This is a genomic window from uncultured Bifidobacterium sp., from assembly GCF_945269915.1.
GTDB lineage: Bacteria > Actinomycetota > Actinomycetes > Actinomycetales > Bifidobacteriaceae > Bombiscardovia > Bombiscardovia indica.
Genome location: NZ_CALYOY010000015.1, coordinates 37,922 through 48,886 on the forward strand (window position 1 = coordinate 37,922; position 10,965 = coordinate 48,886).

Here is a 10,965-nt window from a genome sequence, read left to right on the forward strand (position 1 = left end):
CGACCGCCCGGGCATGACCGGGTCTAGGTTTTCACCAGGCCAATTCTATGGCTCAATGCCGATTTGGGTGGGCTTGCTTCCATACCGGGGCAGCCGTGTCGGGGGTCCAATCGCCCACCCGCAAGTCGTACCAGGCCGCCAAAGGCCACCATTCCCGAGCCGGCAAGGCCTCCCCGGCATGGTGGTCAGCGCCTGGCCGGACCTGGCCGTGCCTGTGCTCACTCCCCGTGCTACTGGGCTTTGGGATGCTTCGGAGGCTTGACCTTGCGCGGAGGCAGCATGACCCTGGTCAGCTTGGGTACCGAACGCGTCGAGACGAAGAGGGGCTGAACCTCGACGATCGGGTTGTAGGGGGCCAGACCAAACCACTTGATGGGCGATCCGGCCAGCTTCCTGATGGCGTACTTGACCTTGAGGGAGAGGGCGCCACGGGAGTCGATCTTGGACTCGGGCATCAGGGCCTTGTGAACCAGAACGTAGGTGATCGTACCGATCTGCGGATCCTCGTCCACCTTGGGATAGATCGAGGGCTGCTTGGGCAGTTCCCCACTATCGATCAGTTCGTGCATGATCTGGTGCAGGTAGGTGGCCACGTTCTGATCCACCTTGAAACCCAGCTTCATCCTCACCCGGAAGAGGTAATTGGTCCCGAAGTTCTCGACTGAATACTTACGGGTGTAGGGGGCGTCGGTGGTCTGGACCGACACCGCCCACCAGGCCCGGGCACGCTTGGGATGGTTGGCGAAGATCGAGAAGAAGATGTCCGTATCCAGGCGGCGCATCTCGGCATCCGAGGTCAGGTAGACCAGGTTGTCGGCGAAGTAGGGGATGCGGAAGTCGTTGTGGAGCATCTCCAGGGCGGGCAGGCACTCCTTGGCGGCCATGTGCCGTCGCTGCGAGCGCTCCACCTTGGTTCCCTGGTCCCAGGTGTACATGATGTAGAGGATGGCTGCGGTCAGGAGCATGGTGAACCAGCCGCCGTGCATGAACTTGGCCATGGAGGCCAGGAAGAAGAGGATCTGGATGGCCAGGAAGACCACGGCGAAGACGATGGAACCGATCCGCTTCCGGTCGTGCCAGAGGTAGTCGGCCAGGAGGACGGTCGTCGTGATCATGGTCACGGTCAGGGCCAGGCCGTAGGCGGCTGAGATGTGCTCGGAATCCTTGAAGAGGACCAGGACGGTCAGAGTGGCTGCGCAAAGCACCCAGTTGACGGTCGGGATGTAGAGCTGTCCGCGGGTCCGGGCCGGGTAACGCACCTGGAGGTGGGGCATCCAGTTCAGACCTGTGGCCTCGGAGACCATCGTGAAGGCCCCGGTTATCAGGGCCTGGGAGGCGATGACACCGGCGGTGACCGAGAGGATGACGGCCACGTAACGCACCGTGGTGGGCATCATCTGGAAGAAGGGGTTGAGCCCGGTGACCCCCTGCAGGGCCGGGTTGGTCGTGTTGCGCAGTAGCCAGGCGCCCTGTCCGAAGTAGTTGAAGACCAGGGCGATGTTGATGAAAGGCCAGGTGGCGTAGATGTTGCCACGGCCCACATGGCCCATGTCGGAGTAGAGGGCCTCGGCTCCCGTGGTCGAGAGGAAGACCGTGCCCATGATGGTCAGGCCCACCGGGTTCCGGGGGCTGAAGAGGAAGCGGATGCCATAGACCGGGTTCAGGGCCTCGAAGATGGACCAGTCCCCACCGATGCAGTAGATGCCGATCACGGCCAGGAAGGCGAACCAGACCATGACCACGCTGCCGAAGACCTTACCGATCCGTTCCGTTCCGCGGGACTGGACGGCGAAGAGGATAAGGATGATCACGAAGGTGATGACCATGGTCAGGTTCCCGTTCTCCTTGAAGACGGGTTCCAGGACGGGTATGGTCTTCAGACCTTCGACTGCCGACGATATGGAGACCGCCGGGGTCAGGACCGAATCGGCCAGGAAGGCGGCGCCGCCCAGCATGGCGGGGATGGCCAGCCACTTGCCGTAGCGCCGCACCAGGGTGTAGAGGGCGAAGATGCCGCCCTCACCCTTGTTGTCGATCCGCATGGCCACCAGGACGTACTTGACCGTGGTGATCAGGGTGATGGACCAGAAGACCAGGGAGAGCATGCCCAGGACGGCGGGGCGGTCCACCTTGCCGATGCCGCCCTGCCCGGACACGAAGGTCTGGAAGGTGTAGAGGGGGGAGGTTCCTATATCGCCGTAGACCACGCCCAGGGCCACGATGCACATGCCCAGGCTGATCCTGTCCGGGGAGGACTGGATCTTGCGCCACCAGCGACCCAGGGGGCCTCGCGGCGGGTTCCGCTGGCGTACGGCTGCACGCTGGGCCTCGCGGCGGGCGCGTTTGAGTTCGTTCTCCTCCTCGCGGGTGCGGGCCTTGGCCGAAATCCTGGGGGCCCGGGTAAAGCTCTCGGGCGGAAGGATGGATTCCTGTTCGACCGCCTGTCGGCTGCCGCCGGTCCTGACGGCCTTGCCGGTCTTGGATGCCTTGGTCGCCCTGACCTTCTTGACGACCTTGGAAGGCCTGCGGGATGTCGAATCCCCGGACTCCTCCCTCCTTATCGTCCGCTCCGACCGACCGTCGGACTCGGACGACTCGGATAAGATGGGGGTCTCTTCAACCCCCTCGGCTCCATCCTCGGTCGACATTTCATGCCGCTCACTAGCCATACAGCCCTCCATAGGCCAAAGCCTTCTCCTCTAATGCACGCAGGCAGCACCGAGCTTCCCGCGTATACCGCGACGACTACCGTAGCACCTTTTGCCCCTTCTGGTACAACCGCAACGACGGTTTTAATCCGTTTCCTGCAGGTTTTCCTCAGGGCCTGATCCCGATGCCCGAACGCAAGGCCCCGTGTCCGGCCGCAGGCGCTCACCCCTGTCCGAGTCCTCTGAGGATGTGCGATGGCATCCGACCCGCCGCCCTCCAGCACTCACCCCTGGGCCGGCTGGACCGGGTCGTCAGATTCCGTAGACCCTCCTGGTGGTTTCCCTGGTGGCCCTGGCCACCTCCTCAATGGGCTTATCCAGGGCGTCGGCCATGGCCCGGAGGGTGTAGGGAATCATATAGGGGGCGTTCGTCCGGCCACGATAGGGCATGGGAGTCAGGTAGGGGGCGTCGGTCTCGACCATGATGTGGTCCGGCCCCACGATGGGGAGGGCCTGGCGAATCCCCTCGTTCCCCTTGTAGGAGACGGTTCCCGAGAAGCTCAGATACCAGCCGTGCTCGGCTGCGACCCGGGCCATGTCCGCATCGCCCGAATAGGAGTGGAAGACGGTCCGCTCCGGTGCACCGTCCGCCAGGAGGGTGTCGATGACCTCCTGGTGAGCGTCCCTGTCGTGGATCTGCAAAGGCAGGTCCAATTCCTTGGCCAGGGCCATATGGTCGCGCAGGGCCTGGCGCTGGATGCCCGCGGCCTCCCGGCCCGTTCTGAACAGGTCCATCCCGGTCTCCCCGATGGCCACCACCTGGTCGGGGTAGGCCAGTGCCAACCGCCGGACCTCCCCCAGGGCCTCCTCGAAAGGGGTATCGTGCCAGGGCCGGTAGGTGATCGGCAACCCGTCCGGACCCGGCACCCCCCGATGGCCATGCAGAACGGCCTCGTTGGGGTGAATGGCCAAGGCGGCGTGAACCACCCCGGGATGGGACAGGGCCAGGTCGACGGCGGTCTGGAGGTTGGGCAGCTCGCACCCCACGTCGATGGCGCCAACCACCCCCACGGCCCGGGCCTGGTCCAGCTGCTGGTCCACGCTGTAGACCGGAACCGGCTCCTGCCCACGTTCCCTGGCCTGCCGGTCCATCTCCCGGGCGAAGGGGACCACCGAGGCCATATGGGTATGGTCGTCGATGACCTCCACCCCCTGGGGCAGGGCCTCGGGGGCAGGGGCCCAACTGCGATTGCGATGATGCCTGCTCATGCCCTCCAGTCTAGGAAGCAGTGCGGCCAGGGCCTTCACCTCTTGGCATGGGGGGGGGGGGGGAGGGCAGCTCCCAATAAGGGGACAATCAAAGCAGGCGGGTGTATGGCAAATGGCCCCTCACCCCCTGAAACCTCACAGGGGTGAAGAGCCAAATGCTATTGCGGTGATGCCGCTATAGCCCCAAGTCTTGAACCAAGGCGGAAATAAGCGAAATTCTCAACTCATGTGTTTCACAAGCACAAATCACGATCAGTCCTTGGTGGCCTGGACTTCAGTCGCCCACCCATCCACGAACCTATGAACGACCATATCCCAGTTGCCCGTGCCCTGTGCATACTCGAGCATGGCATCGTATACATTGTTCTGCCAGGTTGCGGAAGGCTGCATGGTGTGGACCCAGGGTATCTTCTCCGTCTTGGACTTGGAGTCCTTCTGGGCTATTTCGACCAGTGGGTTCTCCGTCTTGACGTCGGCAAAACTCTTGAATGGCGTGGTGAAGCCCATATCCTCGCTCATGGCCTTCTTACCGTCATCCGATGTGATGACCCACTTGAGGAAGTCCTCGGTCGCCTGCCGATCCTTCTTGGAGATCTTCTTATTGATGCACCAATAGTTCATGGTGCCTGTGGTCAATCCCTGGTTCTGTTCACCCTTCACGCCGATATACATGGGGATCATGCCCACATTGTCGGCCTGGAAACCGGCATCACGCAAATCGGTCCATGACCAGGTTCCATTCTGGTACAGGGCCGCACTGCCTGTCGCGAACTCGGAATTCGCGTCATCAAGGGTGACTGAGCCCAACTTGGACGGTTCCGTGGTCGAATCCTTCAGGTACAGGTCCCACATCTGCCTGAACTCGGGAAGATACGTACCTTTGATGGTCGCAGGCTGCTTCTGCACCGTGTTCTCATCCTTGAATTCGTAGTACAGGGGAACGGCGGCCAGCTGTTGTCCGAATCGCCAGTTAGAGGAGGAATCCATTCCCGCTGAGGTGAAAGCTCCCTTGATTCCCAACTCGTCCCTATGCTTCTGCAAGCCATCCGCCACCGCCTTGAGCTGCTTGAAGGACTTGATCTGGGAGGCTGACTTCACGGCAGCATCCGGAAGTTGGCAGTACTTCTTCAATATGTCCTTGTTATAGATGATACCGATGGACTCGGTTACGAAGGGGATGGCAACGACCTTGCCGGAATCGTCCTTGAGCGCCGTTGACTTGTCGGTGAGCTGCCTATACGGTTCCGTGTCAGAGACATCGGAAACATAGTCCTTCCAGGTTTTCAACCCAACAGGTCCGGTGACCTGAAAGAGCGTGGGGGCTTCGGCTTTGGACATCTCGGACTTGAGGGCCTGATCATATGTGCCCGAAGCGGCAGTCTGCACATTGACCTTGGTGCCGGTCTCATCGGTGTACTTCTTCGCCAGGTCCTCCCACTGCGTGGCAACCTCCGGCTTGAAGTTCATGTAATAGACCTTCCCGCCCGATGCCTTTGGCGCATCATCGGCCTTGCCGCCGCCTCCACAACCAGACAGCCCGGCTACGCCCAGGGCGAGCACCGCCACTGTTGCACTTACCTTCTTTATGCTTCCTTGCATGGCATTTCCTTTCGTGTGTGTATACCTCATCACGTACTTGATGCTGAGCGAATCCGTTCCTGCGCACTCAGTCTTCGTTGAACGAAATGATCACCCCTTTACCGCTCCGGCCGTCACACCGGCGATGATGTACTTTTGGCAGAACAGGTAAAAAACGACAATGGGGATGATCGTCAGCACAAGGCAGCCCATCATGGCTCCCATATCCACAGCGCCATACCCACCCTTGAGATACTGGATGGCGATGCTCGCCGTCTTATAGCGCCGCATATCCAAGGTCAGATACGGCAGCAGGAAGTCATTCCATATCCACATGGTCTCCAGAATCGCCACCGAGACCAGGCTCGGCTTCATCATGGGGACCACAATCGTGAAGAAGGTTCGGGGCACGCTTGCGCCATCTATCATTGCCGCCTCTTCAATATCCATGGGAAGGGACTTGATGACGCCCGTGAACATGAAGACACACATGCCACAGCCGAATCCCAGATACAGGATCCACAGTCCCCAAGGGGTATTGAGACCAAGCATGTCCGCGATTTTTGAAAGGGGGAACATGACCATCTGGAAGGGGACGATCATGCTGAACAGAAACAGGAGGTATGCAATTCTCGAAGGCAGGTTACGGACCCTGACAATCCACCATGCACACATGGAGGTGCAGACCAGAATCAAAGCCACCGCCCCGACAGTGACAACCACGGTCCAGCCAAAACTGGCGAGGAGGTTGGTCCTGCGGATACCTCTGGCGTAGTTCTGGAAACCGACGAAGGTTGTTGAGTTCGGCAGGGAGAATGTACTCTGCGAAATATAGATCTTGTTCTTGAACGAATTGATGACAACAAGAACGATGGGGAATATCCAGAGTAGTGACAAGGCAGAGAATATGGCGGTCCACAACCATCCATGTCGCAGTTGTTCCCTTTTCACGCCGCCACCTCCTTGCTGGTTGTGAGTTTGTTCTGGATAAGTGCCACGACGGCCACGATGAGGAAGAAGATGACCGCCTTGGCCTGCCCGACCCCCTCATAACCGGTCCGGCCATAGAAGGTTCGGTATATATTCAGCGCCAGCATTTCCGAGGTATTGGACGGGGCGCCATTGGTCAAGGCCAGGTTCTGATCGAAGAGCTTGAATCCGTTCGTGACCGTCAGGAATGTGCAGACAGTGATGCTTGGCATCATCAACGGTATGGTGATCCTGAACAGAATCTGCCTGGGTGAGGCACCATCGACCGATGCCGCTTCCATGACATCGTCAGGCAAGGACTGCATGCCCGCTATGTAGATGACCATCATGTAGCCGATTTGCTGCCAGCACATGAGAATAACAAGACCCCAGAAGCCGTATGTGCCTGAGTAGGTCAACGACCGACCCCAGTGTCCGAAGACACCATTGAGCAGCAACTGCCAAACGTAGCCCAGGATAATGCCGCCGATTAGGTTGGGCATGAAGAAAACCGCCCTGAAGAGGTTGGCTCCTTTCATCGCCTTGGTAAACATATAGGCCACAAAGAAGCCGGCGACATTGACCACCAGGGTCGTCACTATGGTGAACAGTACGGTGAAGACCAGTGAATGCTGGAACTCCCTGTCTGCAAGCAACCCGCTGTAGTTGCTCAGACCGACCCAATGGGCATCGGTCACCGTAGTGAATCTGGTAAAACTCAGGTATATGCCCATGACGAATGGGATCAGGAACCCGATAAGAAAAGCCACCAAGGTGGGAAGCAAGAAAACCGCCCACCATCGGCGTATGGATTTACCGATCATCGATATCACGATTGTCCTTCTTTCGATAATTGAACCGGTTCACCTTTGAAACTCAGGTCTCCCCAAGCCATGCAGCAGGCATGGGGATGGCTTGCAGAGGGTCTACATCAGACCGATTAATCCATGGTCCCGGCCTTCCACTGCAAAAACCGGGATCTCGTCGATGGGGGCCTCCACGGTGATGCGGGTCCCCCCCTCATAGGAGGCACCGGACTTTACGAAGGTCCAATGGACGCTGGAATCGCCGGGCAGATACACTTGGCGCTCCCTGGCTCCTGCTGCAGTCACCGGGGCGACGAGCAAATCCGGCCCTAGCATATACTCGTCGGAGATGTTGTAACTCTTCTCGTCCTCGTTGAATTCATAGAACAGCCCGCGAACAACGGGATCGCCGGACTCGTGAGCGGTTTGGAACAGCTCATGCAGATATGGCCTGAGCGCCTCACGGACCGAAATGAACTTCTTGAATACCGCCTCGACCTGGTCTCCATAGCTCCACGGCTCATTCTCTGCACCGGAAGGAAGCCTGGGGCTGCCGTCCGCTGCGTAAATGGACTCCTTGAAACTTCCCTCCTGACGCTCAAGACTCCTGTCACCGTGGTTGCGCATAACGGGAGAAAAGCAGGAGAAGGCACACCAGCGCATGAGGAGCTCCTTGAATTCAGGCGAATCAATCCGCCCATCATGGAAACCGCCCATATCAGTCGTAAACCAAGGGATACCGGCCATGCCCATGTGAATCGCGCAGGTGATCTGCGCACGCAAATCTTCGAATGTGGACCCCACATCACCCGACCAGACCAGGGAGGCATATCTCTGGGACCCCACCCAGGCGCAACGCGTCAGGTTGACGATCTGATCCTGCCGGCCGTCCTTGATTTGCCCTTCGAAGAACCCTTTGTTGTAGTCGCGGGGATAAATGTTGCCTATCTCCTGATTGGGGCCGGCATAATAACGATAATTCGAGAAGTCGTAGGTCCCGTATTCAGGCTCCGCCTCGTCCAGCCAGAAGGCGTCAACACCCTTATCCACGTAATTGTGCTTGCATTTCTCCCATACGAACCGACGGGCTTCCGGATTGGTCGCGTCATAGAACTGGTTGGGCTCAAGGAACATCATGCCGACATCGATTCCCGATTCGGCATTAACGAGAAGGTTATTCGCATGCATATATGCGTAATTCTCGGACTTCAGAGAAACCTGCGGCCAGACAGAGACCATGACCTTGATTCCCATGGCATGCAACTCGTCGCACATGGCCTTGGGATCGGGCCAGAACTCGTCCTCGAAACGGAAATCCCCCATGTGTGGCCAATGGAAGAAATCAATCACGATAACGTCCAGAGGGATGCCCCTACGCTTGAACTCACGGGCCACATCCAAAACCTGCTGCTGATTCCAGTAACGTAACTTGCACTGCCAGAATCCCAGACCCCAGTCAGGCATCACAGGAGCATGACCGGTGGCATCTGCGTAGTTATGCATGATATCCGCGGGGGAACCGCCCGCGGTCACCCAGTAATCAATCTGTGGGGTCGATTGCGCAAACCACTCAGTGCGGTTCAACGAAAAGGTTGCAGAGCCTATAGACGGATTGTTCCACAGGAAACCATATCCGGCGCTGGATACGACGAAGGGGATGGACGCCTGGGAATTGCGGTGGGCCAATTCAAAGCTGCATCCTTTGAGATCCATGAAGTCCTGCTGATACTCGCCCATGCCATAAAGATGCTCATCCCTTGGGGCCAGGAAAGAGGCGGTGACCGACATGGCCCCTCCTCCCAAGGGGGTGTATTTCCGGGCTTTCCTGTTCAAAGAGCCCCCGGAGGACAGCTCTTCAAACAAGGTCTTCCCATCGGCGTTGATGAAGGCGAGAGAGCACCTACTTTCCAGACCGCCTGCACCGGCATTGAAAATTTCTCTGATGGTCAACCGAACCGTCAGCCGCCCGTTGATGAGTTCAGCCACTGATCCGTCCTCATGCAAGCTGATCGTGGCCCCGGAATCCTCACTTGGCTGCCGCCGGGGAAGCAGTCCCCCATCCGAGTCGCTCATCCGACGATTCTTCGAAGCACGAACACGGACGCTGTCTTTTCCCCAGGGTTCGACCTGCAGACACTCCCCGTCTCCCTTCCATCTGATGACACCATCAATCACCGAAAATGCTGAAAGCATCCCATCGCCTTTCTTTGCGCACTATTTCTGTGAGACCCAACCTGTACATGCAGCTTCACATATCAGGCCGTCTCCATATCGGGTTGTCGTATTCGACTGCAAGCCTTCCACAGCGGAGACTCTATAGCGAAGCACCTCGCGGCACCGTCCTACCGAACGGCCACGGCGGCACTTCACTTAGTGAACCGGTTCAACTAAGTCGATGGTATCACTTTCCCGTCCGGTTGCAAACCAGCGGGGAGCAAGTCAAACAACCGAGATGGTTCCTTCGTCATGCCATGAAGTGTCAATCAGTTTCTTCCCCGGCCCGGCACCAGGATTGTCGATTCGCCGCAGCAAGGCATCCACCACTGAAGAAGTGATGGTACGAGTATCGATGCAGGCGGAGGTCGGGGGCATCCTCATCCGTTCATAAACAATATCCGCCAGCAATACGGCCAATGATATGTTACCGGGAACGGCCACGTGGGCCTGTTCCAGCTCCAGACGAGCACTGACGGCAGTATCCTGGTCCTCGACTATGACACCGGTCGCATTTGGGTGCCGCGACAGGGCTTCGTGCAGGGACCATTCTGTCGCATCCGCATCGATGCACTCCTGCTCAATCCGTATACTGCAGCGTGCCGCCTCGTCTTCGGCGGCTCTGATGAATCTGAGCGTATAGTTCAGCGGGTTGGAATCGGAGCGGCTGCACTTGGACGCCAGAATAATCTCCTTATGACCCCCTTGGGCGAATCGATTCACCAGGTTATGGGCGGCCTGTTCAAAATTGGTGTCGACGACATCAAGGCCCTGGGTCTTCTCGGGCATTCCGAACAGGACGGTCGGCACACCTGAATCGACGGCAACACCGACCCTGGGATCATGACTGTCGATATCCATCAAAATCAATCCATCGATTTTCCGAGCTCGCGCAGCATCCTCGATTTCTCGAGTCCCGTCCTCATCAACCATGAGGAGAATGTCATATCCGCGTTTGCGGGCATAATCGGACAATCCCGAAAAGTAAATCCCTTTCAGGAGGGGAGACGAAGCGATGTCCTCTATATCCGAAGTGGCAACACCCAGTGTCATGGTCCTGGAGGTCGATAAGGCACGGGCCGAATGATTCACCGTATAACCAAGTTTCTGCATGGCCTTATGGACCTTGTCGGCTGTTTTCTTGGTTATTTTCGGATTCCCGGATATCACATAGGAAACGGTTGTCTTCGACACACCGGCCTCGCGGGCTACATCAAGGATGTTGACCATATACACTCCAAATACAACACTTCCGGGCAAAACCACTGCTACCAGAAGCCGAGTCCGAGTCACTCCACAGCCAGCGCAAGCACCGGCATGACGGTAATCCCGGCCTCACACCTGTCGCGGATGCCCCTGGACCTTGACCGTGATCTCCGGACCGGCCAGATGCTCGGTACCGACCGCATCGGGGGTCACCATCACCCTGAACCGGGTCTCACCCACGGTCAGCTGGTAAGACAGGGAATCCCACTCCTTGG

The 10,965-nt window shown here is 58.4% G+C and carries 8 protein-coding genes; all 8 read right to left on the bottom strand.

The window, feature by feature from the left end; genetic code table 11:
• Positions 1 to 230: 230 nt before the first annotated feature.
• Positions 231 to 2,669, bottom strand: a complete 2,439-nt coding sequence (locus Q0K62_RS04180) for a KUP/HAK/KT family potassium transporter (RefSeq protein WP_297316726.1) — start codon at positions 2,667 to 2,669, stop codon at positions 231 to 233.
• A 291-nt stretch (positions 2,670 to 2,960) separates the two neighbouring features.
• Positions 2,961 to 3,917, bottom strand: coding sequence for a TatD family hydrolase (locus tag Q0K62_RS04185; protein ID WP_297316727.1), 957 nt, complete (start codon positions 3,915 to 3,917; stop codon positions 2,961 to 2,963).
• Between the two features lie 252 nt (positions 3,918 to 4,169).
• Positions 4,170 to 5,516 (bottom strand): ABC transporter substrate-binding protein, encoded by a 1,347-nt coding sequence (locus Q0K62_RS04190; protein WP_297316728.1) that lies wholly within the window; start codon positions 5,514 to 5,516, stop codon positions 4,170 to 4,172.
• 90 nt (positions 5,517 to 5,606) lie between these two features.
• A complete protein-coding gene (locus Q0K62_RS04195) occupies positions 5,607 to 6,446 on the bottom strand; it encodes a carbohydrate ABC transporter permease (protein ID WP_297316729.1) in 840 nt (279 codons plus the stop codon).
• The gene (locus Q0K62_RS04200) at positions 6,443 to 7,297 is read right to left on the bottom strand and encodes a sugar ABC transporter permease (protein ID WP_297316730.1); all 855 of its coding nucleotides are present in this window, start codon (positions 7,295 to 7,297) and stop codon (positions 6,443 to 6,445) included. Before Q0K62_RS04200 ends, Q0K62_RS04195 begins: the two co-directional genes overlap by 4 nt.
• A 93-nt stretch (positions 7,298 to 7,390) precedes the next feature.
• Positions 7,391 to 9,463, bottom strand: coding sequence for a TIM-barrel domain-containing protein (locus Q0K62_RS04205; RefSeq protein ID WP_297316731.1), 2,073 nt, complete (start codon positions 9,461 to 9,463; stop codon positions 7,391 to 7,393).
• Positions 9,464 to 9,709: 246 nt separating this feature from the next.
• Positions 9,710 to 10,750 (bottom strand): LacI family DNA-binding transcriptional regulator, encoded by a 1,041-nt coding sequence (locus tag Q0K62_RS04210; RefSeq protein ID WP_297316732.1) that lies wholly within the window; start codon positions 10,748 to 10,750, stop codon positions 9,710 to 9,712.
• A 69-nt stretch (positions 10,751 to 10,819) separates the two neighbouring features.
• The coding region (locus tag Q0K62_RS07995) for a glycosyl hydrolase family 65 protein (protein ID WP_366515883.1) at positions 10,820 to 10,965 on the bottom strand (146 nt) is incomplete at its 5' end.

What these genes read in the sequence shown, in the direction of transcription:
- Q0K62_RS04180 (WP_297316726.1), bottom strand. Translation starts at nt 2,669, where the DNA reads ATGGCTAGTGAGCGGCATGAAATGTCGACCGAGGATGGAGCCGAGGGG.
- Q0K62_RS04185 (WP_297316727.1), bottom strand. Translation starts at nt 3,917, where the DNA reads ATGAGCAGGCATCATCGCAATCGCAGTTGGGCCCCTGCCCCCGAGGCC.
- Q0K62_RS04190 (WP_297316728.1), bottom strand. Translation starts at nt 5,516, where the DNA reads ATGCAAGGAAGCATAAAGAAGGTAAGTGCAACAGTGGCGGTGCTCGCC.
- Q0K62_RS04205 (WP_297316731.1), bottom strand. Translation starts at nt 9,463, where the DNA reads ATGCTTTCAGCATTTTCGGTGATTGATGGTGTCATCAGATGGAAGGGA.